Annotated in this window: 18 protein-coding genes and 1 tRNA gene; 9 read left to right on the forward strand and 10 right to left on the reverse strand. The window is 73.5% G+C overall.

The window, feature by feature from the left end; translation table 11 throughout:
* Position 1: 1 nt before the first annotated feature.
* Positions 2-1,189 (reverse strand): multidrug effflux MFS transporter, encoded by a 1,188-nt coding sequence (locus tag RM446_RS07850; protein WP_311544508.1) that lies wholly within the window; start codon positions 1,187-1,189, stop codon positions 2-4.
* Between the two features lie 543 nt (positions 1,190-1,732).
* Here RM446_RS07850 and RM446_RS07855 point away from each other — a divergent pair.
* Positions 1,733-2,584: an SDR family oxidoreductase gene (locus RM446_RS07855; RefSeq protein WP_311544509.1), complete on the forward strand. Its 852-nt coding sequence runs from the start codon at positions 1,733-1,735 to the stop codon at positions 2,582-2,584.
* A 40-nt stretch (positions 2,585-2,624) separates the two neighbouring features.
* Here RM446_RS07855 and RM446_RS07860 read toward each other — a convergent pair whose 3' ends face one another.
* The 3 genes from RM446_RS07860 to RM446_RS07870 form a co-directional block, all read right to left on the reverse strand.
* Positions 2,625-3,758 (reverse strand): SDR family NAD(P)-dependent oxidoreductase, encoded by a 1,134-nt coding sequence (locus tag RM446_RS07860; RefSeq protein WP_311544510.1) that lies wholly within the window; start codon positions 3,756-3,758, stop codon positions 2,625-2,627.
* A gap of 19 nt (positions 3,759-3,777) precedes the next feature.
* Positions 3,778-4,980 (reverse strand): zinc-dependent alcohol dehydrogenase, encoded by a 1,203-nt coding sequence (locus tag RM446_RS07865; RefSeq protein ID WP_311544511.1) that lies wholly within the window; start codon positions 4,978-4,980, stop codon positions 3,778-3,780.
* 155 nt (positions 4,981-5,135) lie between these two features.
* A complete protein-coding gene (locus RM446_RS07870; RefSeq protein WP_311544512.1) occupies positions 5,136-5,729 on the reverse strand; it encodes a TIGR03086 family metal-binding protein in 594 nt (197 codons plus the stop codon).
* A 311-nt stretch (positions 5,730-6,040) separates the two neighbouring features.
* Between RM446_RS07870 and RM446_RS07875 the strand changes: the two genes are divergently transcribed.
* The 4 genes from RM446_RS07875 (at position 6,041) to RM446_RS07895 (ending at position 10,831) form a co-directional block, all read left to right on the forward strand.
* The gene (locus RM446_RS07875; protein ID WP_311544513.1) at positions 6,041-7,024 is read left to right on the forward strand and encodes an LLM class flavin-dependent oxidoreductase; all 984 of its coding nucleotides are present in this window, start codon (positions 6,041-6,043) and stop codon (positions 7,022-7,024) included.
* 75 nt (positions 7,025-7,099) lie between these two features.
* Positions 7,100-7,396, forward strand: coding sequence for a SelT/SelW/SelH family protein (locus tag RM446_RS07880; protein WP_311544514.1), 297 nt, complete (start codon positions 7,100-7,102; stop codon positions 7,394-7,396).
* A 203-nt stretch (positions 7,397-7,599) separates the two neighbouring features.
* Positions 7,600-7,923: a hypothetical protein gene (locus RM446_RS07885; RefSeq protein ID WP_311544515.1), complete on the forward strand. Its 324-nt coding sequence runs from the start codon at positions 7,600-7,602 to the stop codon at positions 7,921-7,923.
* 328 nt (positions 7,924-8,251) lie between these two features.
* Entirely contained in the window at positions 8,252-10,831 is a 2,580-nt protein-coding gene (locus tag RM446_RS07895) for a penicillin acylase family protein (protein WP_311544516.1), read from the forward strand.
* A gap of 58 nt (positions 10,832-10,889) precedes the next feature.
* Here the strand turns inward: RM446_RS07895 and RM446_RS07900 are convergent, their stop codons facing one another.
* From RM446_RS07900 to RM446_RS07910, 3 genes are all read right to left on the reverse strand, one after another.
* On the reverse strand, positions 10,890-11,588 hold the full coding sequence (locus tag RM446_RS07900) for an RDD family protein (protein ID WP_311544518.1): 699 nt from the start codon (positions 11,586-11,588) through the stop codon (positions 10,890-10,892).
* A 266-nt stretch (positions 11,589-11,854) separates the two neighbouring features.
* The gene (locus RM446_RS07905; RefSeq protein ID WP_311544520.1) at positions 11,855-11,965 is read right to left on the reverse strand and encodes a methionine/alanine import family NSS transporter small subunit; all 111 of its coding nucleotides are present in this window, start codon (positions 11,963-11,965) and stop codon (positions 11,855-11,857) included.
* The gene (locus RM446_RS07910) at positions 11,965-13,512 is read right to left on the reverse strand and encodes a sodium-dependent transporter (RefSeq protein WP_311544521.1); all 1,548 of its coding nucleotides are present in this window, start codon (positions 13,510-13,512) and stop codon (positions 11,965-11,967) included. The genes RM446_RS07905 and RM446_RS07910 overlap by 1 nt, the downstream gene beginning before the upstream one ends.
* 742 nt (positions 13,513-14,254) lie before the next feature.
* Here RM446_RS07910 and idi point away from each other — a divergent pair.
* Complete coding sequence (idi, locus tag RM446_RS07915) at positions 14,255-14,833, forward strand: isopentenyl-diphosphate Delta-isomerase (protein ID WP_311544522.1); 579 nt, start codon at positions 14,255-14,257, stop codon at positions 14,831-14,833.
* Positions 14,834-15,219: 386 nt separating this feature from the next.
* On the opposite strand, the gene RM446_RS07920 is transcribed toward idi, so the two are convergent.
* Positions 15,220-15,293, reverse strand: a tRNA-Ile gene (locus tag RM446_RS07920).
* 332 nt (positions 15,294-15,625) lie between these two features.
* Between RM446_RS07920 and RM446_RS07925 the strand changes: the two genes are divergently transcribed.
* The 3 genes from RM446_RS07925 to RM446_RS07935 all read left to right on the forward strand — a co-directional run bounded on the left by RM446_RS07925 (position 15,626) and on the right by RM446_RS07935 (position 20,350).
* Positions 15,626-16,615, forward strand: a complete 990-nt coding sequence (locus RM446_RS07925) for a malate dehydrogenase (RefSeq protein WP_311544523.1) — start codon at positions 15,626-15,628, stop codon at positions 16,613-16,615.
* A gap of 108 nt (positions 16,616-16,723) precedes the next feature.
* Positions 16,724-17,695: an acetylxylan esterase gene (locus tag RM446_RS07930; protein ID WP_311544524.1), complete on the forward strand. Its 972-nt coding sequence runs from the start codon at positions 16,724-16,726 to the stop codon at positions 17,693-17,695.
* Between the two features lie 141 nt (positions 17,696-17,836).
* Positions 17,837-20,350, forward strand: a complete 2,514-nt coding sequence (locus tag RM446_RS07935) for a DEAD/DEAH box helicase (protein ID WP_311544525.1) — start codon at positions 17,837-17,839, stop codon at positions 20,348-20,350.
* A 59-nt stretch (positions 20,351-20,409) separates the two neighbouring features.
* On the opposite strand, the gene RM446_RS07940 is transcribed toward RM446_RS07935, so the two are convergent.
* Together RM446_RS07940 and RM446_RS07945 are read right to left on the reverse strand one after the other, a co-directional pair.
* Positions 20,410-20,913 carry a cytidine/deoxycytidylate deaminase family protein gene (locus tag RM446_RS07940; protein WP_311544526.1) on the reverse strand — a complete coding sequence of 168 codons (504 nt, stop codon included), beginning with the start codon at positions 20,911-20,913 and terminating at the stop codon, positions 20,410-20,412.
* Positions 20,910-21,602 carry a RibD family protein gene (locus RM446_RS07945; RefSeq protein WP_311544527.1) on the reverse strand — a complete coding sequence of 231 codons (693 nt, stop codon included), beginning with the start codon at positions 21,600-21,602 and terminating at the stop codon, positions 20,910-20,912. Before RM446_RS07945 ends, RM446_RS07940 begins: the two co-directional genes overlap by 4 nt.
* Positions 21,603-21,686: the final 84 nt, after the last annotated feature.

A 21,686-nucleotide genomic window follows, 5' to 3' on the forward strand; every position in this document is an offset into this window, starting at 1 on the left:
GTCAGGAGCCCGCGACGGCGGCGCTCCTCACCCGGCGCCCGCTGATCAGCGAGACCCCCAACAGCGCGAGGGCCACGAGGGCGCCTCCCGTCATGATCGTCGACATGGCCGGCCCGTCGTTGCCCAGCACGCCCACCAGCGGAGCGATGAGCGCACCCAGTCCGAACTGGCCCGCGCCCAGCAGCGCCGCGGCCGTGCCGGCGGCCTCGCCGTGCCGCGAGAGCGCCAGCGCCGGAGCGTTGGGCATCACGAAGCCGACCGCGCCGAGCATGCACCACAGCGGGATCATCAGGCCGACGATCCCGCCAGCGCCGGTAAAGGCGACGGCCATGAGTACGGCGCCGAAGGCCACGGCCGCGACCAGCGCGTAGAGCACGATCCGCTCGGCGCTGAGGCGGTTGAGCACCACGACGTTGAGCTGGGACGCGCCGATGACGGCGATCGCGCCGGCGCCGAAGACGAGCCCGAACTGCTGCTGGTCGAGCCCGTACTGCTCCTGCAGTACGAACGACGCGCCCGAGACGTAGGAGAACAGGGCCGACATGCCCAGCGAGGCCACCAGGACCAGGACAACGAAGTCGCGGTCGGTCAGCAGCGACCTGTAGGTGCGCAGGACGGGCAGTACCTCGCCCGCGATCCGGCGCTCGGGGGGCAGCGTCTCGCGCAGCGCCAGCACGGCCACCACCAGCAGCGCGGCGCCGAGGACGGCCAGGGCACCGAACACCCAGCGCCAGGACCCGGCGACCAGGACGGTGCTGCCCAGGGTCGGCGCGAGGACGGGCGCCGCGCCCATGACCAGCATCAGCCGCGACAGGGTCGTGGCGGCGGCGCGGCCGCTGAACAGGTCGCGGACCACCGCCAGGGCCACGACCATCGTCGCGGCCGCGCCCACGCCCTGCACGACGCGCAGCACGCCCAGCACGGCGATGTTCGGCGCCACCAGGCACAGCAGCGAGGCGCAGATGTGCAGGACGGTTCCCGAGATCAGGGGGATCCGCCTGCCCACCGAGTCCGCGAGCGGGCCGATGAGCAGTTGTCCCAGGCCGAGGCCCAGGAGGGTGCCGGTGAGGGTCAGTTGCACCGCCGACGACGGCGCCTGGAGATCCCGGCCGATCTCGGGCAGAGCGGGCAGGTACATGTCGATCGTGAGGGGGGCGAGCGCGACGAGCGCGCCCAGGACAAGGATCACCCGGAGGCGCTGCAGGCCAGTCGGCTCCTCGGCCGCGGCCGGTGCCTGGGCTGAACCCTCGTCCGTCTGAGCTGAGTGGGTGCTGGATACCGCCACTGTCTCGTTCCGGCCTTCCAGTAGGTCGAGCTTCGTGCGACGTCACCGTCCGCGCGGCCGCGTGCCGCCCGGAACGCGAGGATCATGCGAACCGGCGCGCCGCGCGACCGGTTCGGTCTTCCCGCCAGTGCCTGAGCTTCAGCACTTCGGACCCGCGAGGTGTTCCCGGCTCATCGGCGATCGCGGTGTGACCCCGGCAACAGCAGTGCGCTGCGACCGCGCCGACACGCGCCGTCCGCGGGGCCGCGCGGCGACCGCCCCAAGCGGAGCCGCCGGGTATGGGCGCGCCGACGAGGGGTAGTCGCGTCCCCTATCCGCACCCGCAGAGGTTCCGGCGAAGGAGGCTCGATCAGTGCCGAGTCGTCTCGGAGCGCCCGCGGGGTCTCATCACCGGGCCGTCGACCCGCCGCGACCAGGCCAGACCCGCGAAGAGAGGGAGAGCCGACCATGAGCCAGCAGCCGCCCGCACAGCAGCAGCCCCATCCGGGCAGGACGGAGCCGATGCGGCCCCGGCCGCGGGACGAGATGGCCGGCTACACCGGCCGCGGCCTACTCGCCGACAGGAAGGCCCTGATCAGCGGGGGCGACTCCGGGATCGGCCGGGCCGTGAGCGCCGCCTTCGCCAAGGAGGGCGCCGACGTGGCGATCGGCTACCTCAGCGAGGACGACGACGCCGAGCACACCGCCGGCCTGGTGCGGCGTGCGGGCCGCGAGAGCCTGCTGATCCGCGGCGACGTGGCCGACGAGCGGCACTGCACCGACATGGTGGAGCGCACGGTGGCGGAGTTCGGCCGCATCGACGTGCTGGTGGCCCACGCCGCCACCCAGGAGCCGGTGTCCGACTTCGCCGAGCTCACCACCGAGCAGCTGCGCCGCACCTACGAGGTCAACGTCTTCGGCGTGTTCTGGATCCTGCGCGCCGCCGCGCCGCATCTCGCCCCGGACGCCTCGATCGTGATCACCGGATCCGTCAACGGGCTGCGCGGCAACAAATCGCTCATCGACTACGCCACCAGCAAGGCCGCCGTGCACAACCTCACCCACTCGCTGGCACAGCACTACATGGACGAGGGGATCCGGGTGAACTGCGTGGCACCGGGGCCGGTGTGGACGCCGCTGATCCCCTCGACGCTGGGCGAGGAGAAGGTCGAGGGCTTCGGCGGGCAGGCGCCGGTCGGCCGCGCCGCCGAGCCCGACGAGATCGCGCCGTCCTATGTCTTCTTCGCGAGCAACCGGTTGTCGTCCTACTACACCGGCGAGGTGCTGGCGCCGACCGGAGGGGAGATCCAGGCGGGCTGAGCTGGACGCGCCGCCCGGTCACCGGACCGCCGAAGCGCGCTCAGCCCTCGTGTCCGCGGGGGCCGCGGGGGCCGCTGCCGTCCGCAGCGCCGCCGCCGCGCAGCCCGGGGACCTGGTTGAAGCGCCGGGCCGCATTGTCGTTGAGGCGCGTCAGCGCCCGCAGGAACGCCCCGGTCCGGCGGCGGGCCTGCGCGCCGGTGAGCACCTCGGCGGACTCCCCGTGCGGCAGCAGCCGCGCCGTGGTGCGCAGGGCCGCCTGCACGAGGCCCGGGCTTATGCCGTCCGCGATGAGCGCCGCGCGGGCCGCCGGCGTCAGGACCAGGTGCCGGCGTCCCCGCAGCGCGGCCGAGACGATGGTGCGCGCCGCCCGCTCGGCGTCCATGGACAGCACGGGCAGCCCCGCCGCGGCGGCGAACCAGATGTACTCCCGGCGCGGCGAGCCGGTGACCTCCACTCCCAGGTGCGACCCGGTACGCATCAGTCCGGGGACCACGGTGGTGAAGCGCACGCCGCTGCCGGCCGTCTCGGCGTCCAGGCCGCGGGAGAGCGCGACCTCGGCGAACTTGGCGCAGGAGTAGGGCAGCAGGTGCGGCACGCTGATCCTGCCGCCGATCGAGGTGATGGTGACGACGCGGCCGCGGCGCTCGCGCAGCCCCGGCAGAAGCGCCCGGGTGAGCCGGAGCGGCCCCCAGAACATGGTGTCCAGCGCCTGGGCGACATCGTCCTCCGACATTGCGGCGGCCGGTCCCACGCGGATGACACCGGCGTTGTTGACGAGGACGTCCACCCCGCCGTACTCGTCGCAGACCCGCGCCGCCAGGGCGGTCACCTCCGAGTCCCGAGCCAGGTCGCAGACCAGGCCGTGGGCGTCCGCGCCCTCGCCGCGAAGGTCGGCAACCGCCGCGCCGAGGGCGTCGGCGCTGCGGGCCGCGACCAGGACGCGGCAGCCGCGCCGCCCCAGTTCCCGGGCGATGAGCAGCCCCAGACCGCGGGAGCCGCCGGTGACCAGCGCGGTCCGCCCGACGAGGCCGGCCCCGCCGCGCCTTCGGCACAGGGCGGCGATGCCCGCCGCCCCCGCGGCGGCCGCGGTGCCCGCTACCGCCGCACCGCAGGCGACCGCGGCCGCGCTCCGGTCGCGGCCCCGCTCCCCGTTCCCTCGCCCGACGACGCGCATCGCCGCCTCCCCCCTGTGCTCAGGCCGCCCGCGCACCGGGGCGCAGCACCATCTTGATCGCGCCGTCGCGCTTGTGCTGGAACTTCTCGTAGGCGTCGGGCGCCTGGTCCAGCGGCACGACGTGCGTGGTGAGGTCGTCCACCCCCAGCGGGTCGGCGCCGGGGTCGGTGAGCAGCGGCAGGATGGCGTCGGTCCACCGGCGCACGTGTGCCTGGCCCATGCGGATCTGCACCCCTTTGTCGAACAGGTCCATCATCGGCAGCGGGTCGGCCTGGCCGCCGTAGACACCGCTGATGGAGACCGTGCCGCAGCGCCTGACGAGGTCGAAGGACAGGTGCAGGGCCGACAGCCGGTCCACCCCGGCCCTCTCGACCAGCTTCTCGGCCACGCCGTCGGGCAGCGCCGAGGCCAGGGTCTGGGCGGCCTTGCCCAGCGGGGCCCCGTGGGCCTCCATGCCGACCGCGTCGATCACCGAGTCGGGGCCGCGCCCCCCGGTGCGGTCGCGCACGAGTGCGGCCGGGTCGTCCTCCGCGCCGGTGTCGACGGGGACGACGCCGTGCCGCTCGGCCATCGCCAGCCGCTCCGGCACCGAGTCCAGTCCGAACACCTCGCCGGCGCCCCGGTGGCGGGCGATGCGCGCGGCCATCTGGCCGATGGGGCCCAGCCCCACGACCGCGACCGAGCCGCCGGGCGGCACGTCGGCGAAGGCCACCGCCTGCCACGCGGTGGGCAGCACGTCCGACAGGAACAGGAAGCGCTCGTCGGGCGGCCCTTCGGGCACGCGGATCGGGCCGAAGTGCGCCTGGGGAACGCGCAGGTACTCGGCCTGGCCACCGGGCACCTGGCCGTAGAGCCTGGTGTAGCCGAACAGCGCGGCGCCCTTGCCGTACTCGCGGACCTGGGTGGTCTCGCACTGGGCGTAGCAGCCGCGCTCGCACATGTGGCAGCTTCCGCAGGAGATGTTGAAGGGCATGACCACCCGGTCGCCCGGCCGCAGCCGGCCGGCCTCCGAGCCGACCTCGCGGACGACGCCCATCGCCTCGTGGCCGAGGATGTCGCCGGCCTCCATGAACATGCCCAACGGGGAGTACAGGTGGAGGTCCGAGCCGCAGATCGCGGTGGAGGTCACCTCGACCACCGCGTCGGTGGGCCGCTCGATCCCAGGGTCGGGCACCTCCCGCACCTGCACGTTTTCTGTGCCCTGCCAGGTCGCCGCTCGCATCGGTCGCCCCCTCGCGTCCGGGTCGTCGCCGTACTCCCTCCTCCTGGAGGGCCCACTGGCCGGGGGCGGGCGGCTGAAACGCGGGAGCGGGGGCGGGTGCATCTGCGGCCGCGCGAAGCGGGAGGGCGAGCGGCCGCGCCGGCCGCGGGGCCGCCTCAGGGCGGCGGCGGGGTCCAGTCCGGATGGCGGCCGCTGAGGCCCAGCACGCGGTCGAGCAGCGGCGCCTCCTCGGGCACCGGCACGACGGGGCCGAACAGGCCTTCGCGCGCGGCGGGGTCGTCGGCAGGGACCTCCGAGACGAAGGCGTGGCCGATCTCGACACTGGCCGGGTCGCCGATGTAGGCCTGGCCGGTCGCCCGCGCCAGGTCCCAGCCGTGCAGCAGCAGTTCGTTGAGCGCGACCGTCCCCGCCGCCTCGCCGCTGAGCTCGACGCCGCCGACCGCGGTCGCGCCCTGCCAGGCCGCCGGATCGCGCCAGGCGGCCACGAGGGCGTCCAGGCGCCGGTCCAGTTCGTCGCGCCAGGCGCCGGGGAGGTTGGCCGGGGTGGGCTCGGGCGGGGTCTCGGCCGTGGTGGACGTCTTGTCCGCGGCGCGGCGGAAGGCCTCGCAGAGCGTGATGACGTGGTCGAGCAGGGCACCGACCGGCATCCGCTCACAGGGGGTGGGCGCATCGAGCTCGTCGTCGCGCACGCCCTGGGCCGCCTCCCTCATCCGGTTCGCCACGGGTTCCAGATCGGGAATGGTGCTCATCGCCTCTCCTCGCGGCGCTCGGACGCCGCCTCGTCTCCTCGCCGGTCGCGCCGACCGCTGCCGATACCGTCCGCCGCGTGCCTCGGCCCGCTCGACCGGGCGCGGGCGGCCGCGCGGCGCGGCACCACGCATGCTAGGCGCCGAGACCGCTAACGCACCGCCCCGACACCCCTCGGCCGCCCGCGGCGTGCAGCGTCGGCGGAACAAACCCGTCGCCCGGCGCTGTTTGCCGAAGGGCAAGCGAGGCGGCAGGCCGCCTCCGCCCGGCGCCGCCGCCGGACGCCCGCAGCCGCGACGAAAGGCCGACACCCGTGTCCGTCCCGATCTCCCTGCTCGACCTGGCGCACATCACCGAGGGCATGACCACCCGCCACAGCCTGGACGCCAGCCTGAGCATGGCCACGAAAGCCGACGACCTGGGATACCGGCGGATCTGGTACGCCGAGCACCACAACATGGCCACCATCGCCTCCTCGGCCACCAGCGTGCTCATCGCGCACGTCGCCGCGCATACGGAGCGGATCCGGCTGGGAGCGGGCGGGGTCATGCTGCCCAACCATGCTCCGCTGACGATCGCCGAGCAGTTCGGCACCCTGGCCACGCTGCACCCCGACCGCATCGACCTCGGGCTGGGCCGCGCCCCCGGCAGCGACCAGAACACCATGCGCGCGCTGCGCCGCGACCCCTCCTCGGCCGACACCTTCCCGCAGGACGTGCTGGAGCTGCAGGGCTACCTGACCGGCCGGTCGCGCATCCCCGGTGTGGACGCCATCCCCGGCAAGGGGACCGACGTGCCCCTGTACATCCTGGGCTCCTCGCTGTTCGGCGCCAAGCTCGCCGCCACGCTGGGGCTGCCCTACTCGTTCGCCTCGCACTTCGCCCCCGCCGCGCTGGAGGAGGCCGTCGCGGCCTACCGGCGCGAGTTCACCCCGTCCGAGCGCCACAGCGAGCCCTACGTCATCGCCGGGGTCAACGTGGCCGCCGCCGACACCTCCGAGCGGGCCGCCGAGGAGTCCCGGCTGGCCAAGCGCCGCATGGCCCAGCAGCTGCTCGCCCGCGGGCGCACCATCACACCCGAGGAGGCCGACGCCGCGCTGGACTCCCCCGCCGGGCGCCAGGTTCTGCAGATGGCCCGGTACTCGGCCGTGGGCGACCCCGGCGAGGTCAAGGACTACCTGGAGTGGTTCGCCGGCCACGCCGACGCCGACGAGCTGATCGTCGCCCCGCAGGCGGGCACCGTCGAGGGGCGGCTGCGGGCCCTTGAGCTCGTCGCCGAGGCGATGCAGCTGTCCTGACCTCCGCCGCGCGCCGCGCGCGGGCCGGACGGGGCCGCCGCGCGCGCCCGCGCCCGGGTTGGCACCATGGGCGCCATGACGACGAAGACGCCCCGCATGGAGATCGAGTACTGCACGCAGTGCCGATGGCTGCTGCGCGGGGCCTGGACGGCCCAGGAACTGCTAACCACCTTCCAGGACGAGCTGGGCGAGGTCGCGCTCGTCCCGGGCACCGGCGGGGTCTTCGAGGTCCGGCTCGACGGCGAGACGCTCTACTCCCGCGCGCAGAGCAAGGGCTTCCCCGAGCTCCCCGCCCTCAAGCGGCTGGTGCGCGACCGGATCGCACCGCACCGCAGCCTCGGCCACTCCGAAAAGCGCGGCGAAGCCGGCTAACGGGCGCGGCGGCCCGGCCGGCGCGCCCGCCGCCGCGGCGCGGTCCGGCGTGCCCCGAATCTCCCGGTGTGTTTGAATCGCGGCAGCGCACGTCCGACCCCGACTCCGACTCCCTACCCCTGAAACGCCTCGAACCCGAGTCCCAGCGCGGTCCCGCGGCCGGTCCGTGCCCGAGGAGGAGACGGCCCGATCCGAGGGGCACCATGATCCGAAACACGGCCCGGCGGCTCTTCGCGGCGGTGATACTGCTCTGCCTCGCCTGGGTCCTGGGAGCGACCGCGCTCGGCGCAGGGGGCCTGCTGAGCTACTTCACCCTGGAGCTGCTGCCGCTGGGGTGCACCCGCGCCTTCGCCAGCTATCCCCCGGAGTACGACTGCCGCCACGCGGGCCTCGTCGGCGTGTTCGCGGCGTGGGCCCTGGTGGCCTCGTGGCTGACCGTCGCCGCCTGCTGCCTCGGCGCCTGGCGTGTGGCAACCCGGGGCCCCCGCGCGCACCGACCGCGCGACGAGTCCGACGCGGAGGACTGAAGCCGACCGGCACGCGAGGGACCGATCGGTCGAAAGGGGGGCTTCTCCGGCGACAGGATCGGGGCCCGCATGAGGCGCTCCGGCGCCGCGTCCGCCCGCGCCGAGCAGGGCACCATCCTGCGTCGCCAGGTGGGATCGGGCGTCCACGGCACCGCGGTCGACGTCCAGGACGGCCGCGACGAGATGGGCGCCTGCGCGGAGGGCGCCGGACGCCGCCGGACCCGGCCGGGCGCGGCCGGGCGCGGGTGCGCGCTGCCGGGCACTGCTCCGCTCCGCGAATCCGGCACCCGGGCCGGGAGCGTGCTCCGCGCGGGTCTAGAGTCGGCCCATGGCGGGAACTGGAACACGTTTCAGGCGATGGTCGCTGATCGTGCTCTCGGCGGCGGCGTGCCTTGCCCTCGCCGCCGCGGGCGCCGGATTCTGGTCGGTGCAGCGCGCCTTCCCCGACGTCGAGGGCGCCGTCGACCTGCCCGCGCTGGAGGGCGGGGCCACCGTCCACCGCGACGCCTACGGCATCCCCCAGATCTACGCCGACACCTCCGAGGACCTGTTCCGCACCCAGGGGTTCGTCGACGCCCAGGACCGCTTCTGGCAGATGCACTTCAACCGGTTGACCACGGCCGGGCGGCTGGCCGAGGTGTTCGGCGCGGAGCAGGTCGAGACCGACGCCTACCTGCGCACCATGGGCTGGCGCCGCGTCGCCGAGCAGGAGTACGAGCTGCTGCGGCCCGACACCCGGACCTACCTCGACGCCTACGCGGAAGGCGTCAACGCCTACCTGGACCGGCGCGAGGGCGGCGAGCGCGGCCTGGAGTTCACCGCACTGAAGGTCCTGAACCCCGACCACGAGGTCGAGGAGTGGACGGCCGTGGACAGCCTGGCCTGGCTCAAGGCCATGGCCTGGGACCTGCGCGGCAATATGCAGCACGAGACCGAGCGCGCCGCGCTGCTGGCCTCCGGCATCAGCCGCGACCGCATCGAGGAGCTGTACCCGCCCTACCCCGAGGGGGAGCACCGGCCGATCGTCGAGGGAGGCGCCGTCACCGACGGCGCCTTCCACGCCGACCCGGACCCGGGCGCCGCGGACGGCGGCGACGCGGCCTTGCCGCCCCGGCGGGCCGCGGGGGTGCTGGCCGACGTCGGCTCCGGGCTGGAGGCCCTCCCGCCGATGCTGGGCCCCGAGTCCCCGGGGCTGGGCTCGAACTCCTGGGTGGTCTCCGGCGAGTACACCGAATCGGGTAAGCCGCTGCTGGCCAACGACCCCCACCTGGGCGCGCAGATGCCGTCGGTGTGGCACCAGACCGGGCTGCACTGCACCGAGGTCACCGAGCAGTGCCCCTTCGACGTCACCGGGTTCGGCTTCGCCGGCCTGCCGGGCGTCGTCATCGGGCACAACGCCGACATCGCCTGGGGGTTCACCAACCTCGGCCCCGACGTGGCCGACCTGTACCTGGAGCGGATCGAGGACGGGGCGGCCGTCGTCGACGGCGAGCGCGAACCGCTCACCACCCGCGAGGAGACGGTGAAGGTGGCCGGCGGCGAGGATGTGGCCCTCACCGTTCGCTCCACGCGCCACGGACCGCTGCTGTCCGACGCCGCAGCGGCCGCGGAGCTGCGCGGGATCGGGACCGACCCGCCGGTGGACTCAGGCGGCGAGCCCGTCGGGAAGGCAGCCGAGGCGCCCGGCGGCGGCTACGGCGTCTCCCTCAGCTGGACCGCTCTGGAGCCCGGCACCACCGCCGACGCGATCTTCCGTCTGAACGCCGCCGACGACTTCGCCGCGTTCCGCGAGGCCGCCCGTTCCTTCGAGGTACCGGCGCAGAACCTCGTCTACGCCGATACCGACGGCGACATCGGCTACCAGGCGCCCGGCAGCATCCCCGTGCGCGGCAAGGGGGACGGCCGCTGGCCCGCGCCCGGCTGGGACTCCGACTACGACTGGCGGGGCTACATCGACTTCGACGAGCTCCCGGTGGTGCGCAACCCGGGCCGGGGCTACATCGTGACCGCCAACCAGGCGGCGGTCGGCTCCGGCTACGGGCACATGCTCACCCGGGACTGGGCCTACGGCTACCGGGCGCAGCGGATCGACACCCTGCTGGCCCGGGCCACGCGGGCGGGCGGCCTGACCACCGCCGACATGGCCGAGATCCAGATGGACAACGAGAACAGCGGCGCCCGCGCCGTCGTGCCGCACCTGCTGCGGGCCGAAGCCGAGGGCGCCGCCGCCCGAGGACAGGACCTGCTCGCCGACTGGGACTTCCAGCAGGACGCCGACTCCGCGGCCGCCGTCTTCTACAACGCCGCCTGGAGCCACCTGCTGGATCTGACCTTCGACGAGCTCGGCCGCGACCACGCCCTCGACGGCGGGTCGCGCTCCTGGCTCGTCGTGGACCGCCTGCTGGACGATCCGGACTCGCCCTGGTGGCGGGGCGAGGAGGCCGACGGGCGCGCCGCCGTGCTCAGCGAGGCCCTGCGGCGCGCAGCCGGAGAGCTGAGTCAGCGCCTGGGCGAGGACCCGGCCGAATGGCGCTGGGGCGACGTTCACGCGCTGACGGCGACCCACCCCTCACTGGGGTCCTCGGGGATCGCCCCGCTCGAGTGGGCGTTCAACGGCACCCCGGTGGAGGCCTCCGGCGGCGACGGCACCGTCAACGCGACCGGTTGGGAGCACACGGAGGGCTACGCGGTGACGACCGTGCCCTCGATGCGCATGAGCGTCGACATGGCCGACCTGGACGCCGCGCGCTGGATCGACCTGACCGGCGCCTCCGGCCACGCCTTCCACGCCCACCACGAGGACCAGACCGCGCTGTGGGCACGCGGCGAGACCGTCCCCATGCCCTTCACCCGCGACGCGGTCCGGGAGCGGTCGGAGCACGTCCTGCGCCTGCGGCCGACCGGGTGAACCGGCGACGCTCGGCCGCGGGCGCGTGGCCGCGCCCGCGCACCCGCGCCGCCCGAGCTCAGTACCGGCCGCCGGCTCCCGGCGGGGGACCCGGCATGCCGCCGACGTAGGGCTGGGCCGCCTGCGGTCGGACGGGGTAGGGCTCGGTCCCCTCGCCGCGCACGCGGATGACCCGGGTTCCGACTGCCTTGTCGTGCACCGCCTGCCGGTAGGGCTCGTCCCACAGCGGCCACAGCAGATCCACCAGGGTGCCGACGCAGGTGACCAACACCAGTGCCACGGCGACGAGCTGCCGGACGGCCGACAGGCCCAGGGACGGCGGCCGCCCGGTCTTCATGAGGACCACCTTGACGCCGGCGGCGCGCTTGCCCGGCGTCTGTCCGCTGCGGGCGTGCGGGATCCAGGTGTAGCAGAAGGAGGCCAACGCGGCGAGGGGCATCATGAGCATGGTGACGATCATCGCCACCTCCCCCGCGCCGCCGCTGTCGGGGCCGACCAGCCACAGGCCCAGGCTCATGGTGCCGTAGAACAGGACGAGGAAGATGACTGTGGAGGCGAAGCCGTCGATGAGGTAGGCGACGGCGCGGGCCGGCCAGCTCGCCGGCGGCGGGTGGACCGGGGCGGCGGGCCCGTAGCCGTAGGGGGCGGGGGCCGCATACGGCCCGGAAGGGGGAGGCGGCGGTGGCGCGGCCCCCCGGTAGTGCCCGGAGGGTCCGTACTGGGGCGGGTACGGCTGGTGGCCGTAGGGGTCGCTCATGCGGGCGGTTCCTCGTCGGAGCTGGCGCGTCAGCGGCTGGCGTGCGGGCCCGCCGGGCGCCCGCGGCGGCTGCCGTGCGGGCGGGCGGAGGCGGCGTGCGACCCGGCGCCGCTGCATTCTTCCACACGCCCCGCGGCACCGGCCCCGATCAGGACGGCCGGAAACGGGACGGCCGGAAACGGGACGGCCGCCCCGACGCCCGACCGGGCGTGCGGGGCGGCCGTCGGCGGCGCTGCGTGCTCCGCGAGCGCGGTACTGCGGGCCGGTCAGTCCTCCGCCTCCTCGGGGTGGCGGCGCAGGTGCAGGACCGCGGCCGCCAGGCCGCCCCACACGATCACTGCGGAGACGATCAGCATCACGATGGCTCCGGTGGACATCACAGCCCCTTTCCACTCTGGTCGGCATCCGCGACGGTGGCGTTGGTGTCGTCCTCGTCGCCCGCGCGGCGCTTCCACGGGATGAGCGAGATCAGTACGGCGAGCACCATGGCGCCGCCGGCCACGCCCCAGCCGGCCGAGTTGATGAACCAGCTCGGGTAGTCGCCGTAGTTCGCCTGGAGCTCCGCGGTGATGCTGTCGTACATCATGAAGCCGAGCACGACCGGGGTGACCACGCCCAGCGCGAGGGCCCACCACACGCGCATCGGCACGGAGGAGACCGCTTCGGTGTGCCGGCGCAGCATCGGCAGGCGCCACAGCGCCCAGCCGACCACCACGACGACGACCAGGGCCGCCAGCGCGATGCCGTACTGGTTGATGAAGTGGTCGGACACGTCCAGCAGGTAGAGCCCTTGGTCGGTCGGAAAGACCGCGACGGAGACGGCGGCGGTGAAGCCGCCGACGATCAGAACGGCGGGAACGCGGCGCATCCCGGTGCGGTCGCGGACGGAGGAGACCACCACCTCGACGATGCTCACGAGCGAGGTCAGGCCGGCGACCATCAGCGAGACGAAGAACAGCACGCCGAACAGTGCGGGCGCGACGGGGATGTTGTTGATGATCTGCGGGAAGGCGACGAAGGCGAGTCCCAGACCGTCGGTGGCGACCTCGCCGACCGGTACATCGGCCGCGCTGGCCATGAAGCCGAGCGTGGCGAAGACGCCGATGCCCGCGAGCAGCTCGAAGGAGCTGTTGGCGAAGCCCGCGACCAGCGCCGAGCCGGCCAGGTCGGACTTGCGCCGCAGGTAGGAGGCGTAGGTGATCATGATGCCGAAGCCCACCGACAGTGAGAAGAAGATCTGCCCGTAGGCGGCCACCCACACGCTGCCGTCGGTGATCGCCGACCAGTCGGGGGCGAAGAACGCGTTCAAGCCCACCTCGGCGCCGTCGAGGAACAGGGCCTGGACGACCAGGATGAGGAACAGCACCGCCAGTAGCGGGATGAAGATGCGGTTGGCCCACTCGATGCCGCGCCGCACGCCCAGCCCGAGCACCACCAGCACCACGAGCCAGATGACGACCAGCGGGATGAGGACGCCGAGGTTGTAGGAGGCGATGGGGCCGGGCGCGTCGGCGACGTGCAGGAAGTCCCCGTACAGGAAGGCTTCGGTGTCCTCGCCCCAGGACTGGGTGAGCGAGAACCCTGCGTAGCGCACTGCCCAGGCGACGATGACGGCGTAGTACACCGAGATCACGAAGCAGATGCCGACCTGCCACCAGCCGAGCGGCTGGGCGAAGCGGTTGAGCCTGCGGTAGGCCGCGGGCGGGGAGGCGCGGTACCGGTGGCCGATGGCGTACTCGAGGATCAGCAGGGGGATACCCGCGGTCAGCAGCGCGACGAGGTACGGGACCAGGAACGCGCCGCCGCCGTTGTCATAGGCGACATAGGGGAAGCGCCAGATGTTTCCCAGTCCGACGGCCGAACCGATCGCCGCAAGCAGGAACCCCGTCCGGGTCCCCCACTGCTCGCGGTTCTGTTGTGACATCGCTAGTGCCTACCTTTCTGGCCGGGTCTCGACAGGCCGTCCGTTCTGCCGCGGTCTCTTATGAAGGAGGCGGCACGGCCGACGCTGCGCCACCCTATAGCTCGATCCGCCCACCAGCTTGAACGGGCCGTCCCCGCCCACTGCGGATCTGGACCTTCCGGCGTGTCACCCGGGCACGCGGGAAGGGTGAGCGCGGATCCGCGGCCGCCCCGATCGCGGGTTGGCGGTGGCCAGCCGCAGGCCGCTGGGCAGGTCCGCCAGGCCGGAGGCCTGCAGCTGGGTGCCGTCGGCGGGAGGGCGTCCGCTCGGCGGGGCGAGGCGGCCACCCGCGGCCTCCGCGTTCAACCGCGGAGCCGCGGTCGCGCGAAGGGCGGGGGCCCGCCGGGCGGCAGGCCCCCGCCGGGGAGGGCTCCGACGGTGCCCGCATCACCGGCGGCGGCTGAGCGCGAACTCGGACGGCGCGCCGTTCTGGCCGGAGTGGGTGGCCTGCGGCGGCCGCTGACGCGGGAGCGGCGGTGCTCAGAACGGCCGCGGCTGGAATCGGGATGTCACCGTTGATCTTGTAGCTATCGTCACTCGAAATCGTTTTAATTCACGATAGCTACAAGATCAACGGGGGTGGGGGCCCGCCCGCGAACAATTCCGGAAATCCTTACTTATCGCAATTTTCATAATTGTTGTTTCCCGAACGCGTCTCTAGTACATTTTCCCGTGGACGATCTTCGAGAGAATGGGAGAGCACGTGCAGGAGAAAACGGACGCGACGGGTTCGGCGGAGAGTCCCGGCCCGGCGGCCGAGGAGCGCGTCGTGCTGCTCGACGGCGGCCACCGCCCCGTCGGCACCGCCGACAAGCGCTTGGTGCACGGCCCTCGTACACCGTTGCATCTCGCGTTCTCCTGCTACGTCTTCGATCCGGAGGGCCGCCTGCTGGTGACACGGCGTGCGCTGGACAAGGCAGCCTGGCCCGGCGTGTGGACCAACTCCTTTTGCGGGCACCCCGGGCCGGGCGAGCCCCTGGAGGAGGCGCTGCACCGGCGTGCCCGCGAGGAGCTGGGAATCTCCCTCGAAGGCGTCACCGTGCTTCTGCCCGAGTTCGCCTACTGCGCGACCGACGCCTCCGGGATCGTGGAGAACGAGTTCTGCCCCGTCTACCGCGCCGCCACGCGGGACACCCCGCACCCCGAGCCCGGCGAGGTGGCCGAATGGGTGTGGGTCGAGTGGGCCGACTTCGCGGAGGTGGCCCGGCGCGCACCATGGGCGGTCAGTCCGTGGGCGGCCCGCCAGATCCCCTTGATCGCCGAAGAGCCGCAGCAGTCCTGAGCCGCCTCCCGGCGGACGGCCGGGTAGCCGGGTGACCGGGGCGTTCGCACCCGGGCGCGACGGTCGCGGCAATGCTCGAACGCGTCCTCGCCCAGGGCGTGGGCGACGGCGTCCAGGGGCGACGGGGGCGCACCCGCCGGCGAGGACGGCGCCGACGGGTGTGACCCGCGCACATCGGCCGGTCACGACAGCTGCTCGCGGGAGGGCGTGGTCCTCTCGCCGGGTCGGAGCAAGCGCCACGAGGGCGTGCCGGAGGGCGCCCTGGGGCGCTCCGGAGAGGTGGCAGCGCCGCGATGCGCTGTGCAGCGACCCGGAACTGGCGGCTCGGTCGGCGCCGCAGCGCCGCACGGCCCGCTCGATCGGGCGCATCCGCAGTTGAGACAGGGTAGGGCGGGCGGGGCTCGAACCCGCGACCCAAGGATTATGAGTCCTCTGCTCTGACCAGCTGAGCTACCGCCCCGCCACGGGGCGGGAGTGAGTCCCGCCGATGGCTGCCCGGCCGGGGTGCTCGGTCGGGAACGCGGTTATCTTAACAGCACCCCGCTCCTCCCATTCTGCCGGAAAGCCGCAGGAGAGGCGGAGGTCGCGCGGCCGTGCGGGCCCGCCCCGCCGATCGGCCCGCCCACGCAGGTGGGGCGGGACGCGGTCGCCGTGGTCCGCACGGCTAGGGTGGGGTGCCGCGGCGCCGTTCGGCAGCGCCGGCGGGGCACCGTGTGCGGAGGCGGACGCCGGTGGCCGCAGGGCCGCGGATAGCATCGCCGGTCGCACAACCGTCATCAGGAGAAGAAGGTCATGGCCCAAGTACCTGTCAACGTCACCGTCACCGGGGCAGCCGGCCAGATCGGCTACGCGCTGCTGTTCCGCATCGCCTCGGGTCAGCTTCTGGGCCCCGACACGCCCGTCAAGCTGCGCCTGCTGGAGATCCCCCAGGCGGTCAAGGCCGCCGAGGGCACCGCGATGGAGCTGGACGACTGCGCGTTCCCGCTGCTGAAGGGCGTCGACATCTTCGACGACGCGCGCCCGGCGTTCGAGGGCGCCAACGTCGGCCTGCTGGTGGGCGCGCGCCCGCGCAGCAAGGGCATGGAGCGCGGCGACCTGCTTGAGGCCAACGGCGGCATCTTCAAGCCGCAGGGCGAGGCGATCAACGCCGGCGCCGCCGACGACGTGCGGGTGCTGGTCGTGGGCAACCCCGCCAACACCAACGCTCTGATCGCCCAGGCCCACGCGCCCGACGTCCCGGCCGCGCGCTTCAACGCCATGATGCGGCTGGACCACAACCGCGCGCTGACCCAGCTCGCCAAGAAGCTCGGCGTGTCCGTCACCGACATCAAGAAGCTGACGGTGTGGGGCAACCACTCGGCGACGCAGTACCCCGACATCACGCAGGCGGAGGTGGCCGGCGCCGGGGCCGCCGCGCGGATCGGCGACGAGGCGTGGGTGCGCGACGAGTTCATCCCGACCGTGGCCAAGCGCGGCGCGGCGATCATCGAGGCGCGGGGCGCCTCCTCGGCCGCCTCGGCCGCCAACGCCGCCATCGACCACGTCCACGACTGGGTCCACGGCACCCCCGAGGGCGACTGGACATCCGCGGCCTTCCCCTCGGACGGCTCCTACGGCGTCCCCGAGGGCCTCATCTCCTCCTTCCCCGCCGTCTCCCGCGGCGGCCGCTGGGAGATCGTGCAGGACCTGGACATCGACGCGTTCTCGCGCGAGCGCATCGACGCCTCCGTCCAGGAGCTCACCGAGGAGCGCGACACCGTCCGCAAGCTCGGCCTGATCTAGACCGGAGCCTCCGGTCGGCGTTCGTGCGCGGCCGGGGTGCGGCGCCGTCCGGCCCCGCATCCCGGCCCCTGCCGCCGTGCGCCGGAGGGCGGGGCCTACGATGCCGGTATGCCGCTGACCGACCTCCCGCTCTCCGAGCTGCCCGGCTACAACGCCGCCTCCACTGCTCCCGCCGATTTCGACGACTTCTGGGCCGAAACGCTCGACGAGGCCGCCCGCCACGCCGGCCCCGCCACGGCGACCGGCCACCGAACCCCTCTGACCACGCTGGACGTCTTCGACGTCAGCTTCCCCGGCTTCGGCGGGCACCCCGTCAAGGCGTGGCTGACGCTGCCCCGCGCCCGCAGCGGACCGCTGCCCTGCGTGGTGCGGTTCCCCGGGTACGGCAGCGGCCGCGCCAACCCGATCGGAGCCCTGGAGTACGCCTCGTGCGGCTATGCCCACCTGGTGATGGACGTGCGCGGCCAGGGAACCTCCGAGCAAGCCGCCGGCGACACCCCCGACCCCGAGGACTCGCCGCACCCGCACCGGCCGGGCTTCATGACCAAGGGCGTGCTCGACCCGCACCGCTACTACTACCGCCGGGTCATCGCCGACGCGGTCCGGGCCGTCGCGGTCGCCCGCTCCTTCGACAGCGTCGACCCCGACCGCGTGGCGGTAGTGGGCTCTAGCCAGGGCGGCGGGCTGGCGGTGGCGGCGGGCGCGCTGGCGCCGGGCGTGGCGGCCGTGGTCGCCGACGTGCCGTTCCTCTGCCACTTCCGCCGCGCCGCCGAGATCGCCTCGGAGGGGCCCTACCTGGAGATCGTCGACTACTGCCGCGCCTACCGCGACAGCGCCGAGCGCGTCTTCTCGACGCTGGCCTACGCCGACGCGCTCAACTTCGCCTCCCGCGCCACCGTTCCCGCCCGGTTCAGCGCGGCGGGCATGGACCCCGTGACCCCGCCGTCCACCTGCTACGCCGTCTTCAACGCCTACGCCGGACCCAAGCGGATGCGGCTGTGGGAGTTCAACAGGCACGAGGGCGGCGACGCGTTCGCGACCGAGGAGAACCTGGCGTTCCTGGCCGAGCACCTGGGCTGAACCTCCGCCCCGCGCAGGCACGGGTCCGCGCCCGGACGGGCCGCCGGATGCGGGGGCCCGTCCGGCACGGCGGGCGCCGACCCGCGCCTGCGCGGGGGGCCTGTGGACGAGTGGCCCGGGCGGTCACCGGGAGCAGGCAGTATGGAATGCGTGAGTCTCATCGATCAGCTTCCCGCCCGCCCCGAACCCGATTCCCTCTTCGAAGCGTTCGCGTCGTGGGCCGGTGATCGGGGGCTCACCCTCTACCCGCACCAGGAGGAAGCCCTCATCGAGGTGGTGTCGGGGTCCAACGTCGTCCTGAGCACCCCTACCGGATCCGGCAAGAGCCTGGTCGCCTCCGGCGCGCTGTTCGCCGCTCTGGGGCGCGACGAGTGCGCGTTCTACACCGCGCCCATCAAGGCGCTGGTGTCGGAGAAGTTCTTCGAGCTGTGCGCCGTGTTCGGAACCGACAACGTCGGCATGATGACCGGCGACGCCAGCGTGAACGCGGACGCTCCGATCGTGTGCTGCACGGCCGAGGTCCTGGCCCAGATCGCGCTGCGCGACGGCGCCGGCGCCGACATCGGCACCGTGGTCATGGACGAGTTCCACTTCTACGGCGAGCCCGACCGCGGGTGGGCCTGGCAGGTGCCGCTGCTGGAGCTGCCGCAGGTGCAGTTCCTGCTGATGTCGGCCACCCTGGGCGACGTCAGCCGGTTCGAGGACGACCTCACCCGCCGCACCGGCCGCGCGACCACCGTGGTCAGCTCGGCCGAGCGGCCGGTCCCGCTGTATTACTCCTACCGCACCACGCCGCTGCACGAGACCCTTGAGGAGTTGCTGGAGACCCGCGAGGCCCCGGTCTACATCGTGCACTTCACGCAGGCGCAGGCTGTCGAACGCGCCCAGTCGCTGACCAGCATCAACATGTGCTCCCGCGCCGAGAAGGACGCCATCGCCGCCGAGATCGGCAGGTTCCGCTTCACGACCAGGTTCGGGCGCAACCTGTCCCGCTATGTGCGGCACGGCATCGGCGTGCACCACGCGGGAATGCTGCCCAAGTACCGTCGCCTGGTCGAGCGCCTCGCGCAGGCAGGGCTGCTGAAGGTCATCTGCGGCACCGACACGCTGGGCGTGGGGGTCAACGTGCCCATCCGCACCGTGCTGTTCACCGCGCTGAGCAAGTACGACGGATCCCGTGTGCGGCGACTGAGCGCCCGCGAGTTCCACCAGATCGCCGGCCGCGCCGGGCGCCCGGGCTACGACACCGTGGGCAATGTGGTCCTGCAGGCGCCCGAGCACGTCATCGAGAACGAGAAGGCGCTGTCCAAGGTCGGCGACGACCCCAAGAAGCGGCGCAAGGTGGTGCGCAAGAAGGCGCCCGACGGCTTCGTCGGCTGGGACCAGAACACCTTCGAGAAGCTCATCGCGGCCGAGCCCGAGCCGCTGAAGTCCCGGTTCCGGGTCAGCAACGCCATGCTGCTCAGCGTCATCGCCCGACCCGGCGACTGCTTCGCGGGCATGCGCCATCTGCTCACCGACAACCACGAGGACCGTCCCACGCAGCGCCGGCACATCGGCGAGGCGGTCGCCATCTACCGCTCGCTGATCGACGGCGGGATCGTGGAGCGCCTGGAGGAACCGGACGGCAACGGCCGCGTCGCACGGCTGACGGTCGACCTCCAGCCCGACTTCGCGCTGAACCAGCCGCTGTCCACCTTCGCGCTGGCGGCGCTGGAGCTGCTCGACCCCGCGGCGCCCACCTACCCGCTGGACGTGCTGACCGTGGTCGAGTCCACCCTGGACGACCCCCGCCAGATCCTCGGCGCCCAGCTGAACAAGGCCCGCGGTGAGGCCGTGGCGCAGATGAAGGCCGACGGCGTCGAGTACGAGGAGCGCATGGAGCGGCTGGAGGAGATCGAGTACCCCAAGCCGCTGGAGGAGCTGCTCGACCATGCCTACGAGGTCTACCGGCGTGGGCATCCGTGGGTGGGCGACCACCCGCTGCGCCCCAAGTCCGTGGCCCGCGACCTCTACGAGCGGGCGATGACCTTCACCGAGTACGTCGGCTTCTACGAGCTCGCGCGCTCGGAGGGCCTGGTGCTGCGCTACCTGGCCAGTGCTTACAAGGCCCTGAGCCAGACCGTTCCCGAGGACGCCAAGACCGAGGAGCTGCGCGACCTGATCGAGTGGCTGGGCGAGCTCGTCCGCCAGGTCGACTCCAGCCTCCTCGACGAGTGGGAGCAGCTGACCAACCCCGCCGAGGACGACGCCGCCGAGGAGGCCGCCGAGGAGCGCGTCAAGCCGGTCACGGCGAACCCGCGGGCGTTCAAGGTGCTGGTGCGCAACGCGATGTTCCGCCGCGTGGAGCTGGCGGCGCTGGGCCGCTACGCCGAGCTGGGCCGCCTCGACGGCGAGGACGGCTGGGACGCAGAGGCGTGGGAGTCCGCGATGGAGGACTACTTCGACGAGCACGACGAGTTGGGCATCGGTCCCGACGCGCGCGGCCCCGGCATGCTGCTCATCGAGGAGCGGGACGGCATGTGGCAGGTGCGCCAGATCTTCGACGACCCCAGCCGCGACCGCGACTGGGGTATCAGCGCCGAAGTCGACCTCACCGCCTCCGACGAGACCGGCCACGCCGTGGTCCGCGTCACCGGTGTCAACCGGTACTAGGCCCGATCTCGGCGCCCGGGCGGGCAACCGCTCTTGCGGCGGGCCGCCCCTCCCGGCCCTCAGCCCAGCAGGTGGGCGTTGACCTCGCGCGCCTCCCGGGCCAGGGCCGCGTCCTCGACGACCGTGCGGCCGGCGCGGCGCAGTCGCTCCACGCCCTCGGCGTGGACGAAGAGCGCCGGCTCGCGCCAGGCGATCACCACACGCGGAACCGGTGTGGCGAGGATCAGCTCGGTGCAGGGGCTGGGGCGCGACGTCCGCTCCGTGCAGGGCTCCAGCGAGCTGTAGAGGGTCGCCGAGGCCAGCCGCGGGTCGTCGGCACCCACTGCGCGCAGCGCGGCCTCCTCGGCGTGCTCGTGCGGGTCGTCGCGGCGCGAGTAGCCCTCGGCGATCACACCGCCCCAGGCGTCGACGACGACGGCGCCGACGGAGTAGGCGGTCTCGGAGGGCGGGCACCGGCGCGACAGGGCGATCGCGGCGCGCAGCCAGTGGCGGTCGGACTCTCCGGGCTCGGGCCCAGAGCCCGGCCGCAGGGCGCCGGGGCAGATCGAGGCGGGCGGCTTCATCGGCGGGACTCCGCGGTCCCGGGCAGGTAGCGCAGGACCGCCATGTCGCCGAGTGCGCGCGCCTCGGCGAGGCGCATGGGGCGGTCCGGGCCGTCGGCGAACGCCCCCGGCCCCACGAAGCGCGGAGCGTCGGCGTCGCCCACGAAGAAGGGTGCCACGGCGACCCGCAACTCGTCGGCGAGCCCTTCGGTCAGGAAGCGGGTGTGCACGCCGGTACCGCCCTCGACGAGCAGCCGCTCGACACCGCGGGCGGCGAGGTCGGCAAGGAGCCCGCCGAGGCCGCGGCCTGCCTCGATCACCTCGGCGCCGCCGCCGGCATCGGCGAAGCGGCGCGCCGCAGCGGGGTGGGCGGCCGGTCCGACGTAGACCAGCTTGGCCGCGTCGCCAGTCGTGAACACCCGCGCGGCGGGGTCGACGCCGCCGCGCTCGCTGAGCACGACCCTGACCGGGTCGGAGGCACGCCCTTCCGCGAGCCGCCGCGACCGCCGCTCCGGAGAGCGCACGAGAAGACGGGGGTCGTCGCTGCGGACGGTGCCCGCGCCGACGAGGACCGCGTCGCAGCCCGCGCGCAACTCGTCGACCTCGTCGAAGTCCTCGGGAGAGGACAGCCGCAGCCGCTCGGGGCCGGCGTCGTCGATCCGGCCGTCCAGCGACACCGCGCAGCTGAGCAGGGTGTAGGGGCGGGGCATGCCGCCAGCCTAGCGCCCAGCCGCACCCACCCGCCCGCGCGGCGTATCACTGTCGATCTTGTAGCTATCGTCACTGGAAATCGT

Origin of the sequence: Streptomonospora wellingtoniae (assembly GCF_031845375.1) — a bacterium.
GTDB lineage: Bacteria > Actinomycetota > Actinomycetes > Streptosporangiales > Streptosporangiaceae > Streptomonospora > Streptomonospora wellingtoniae.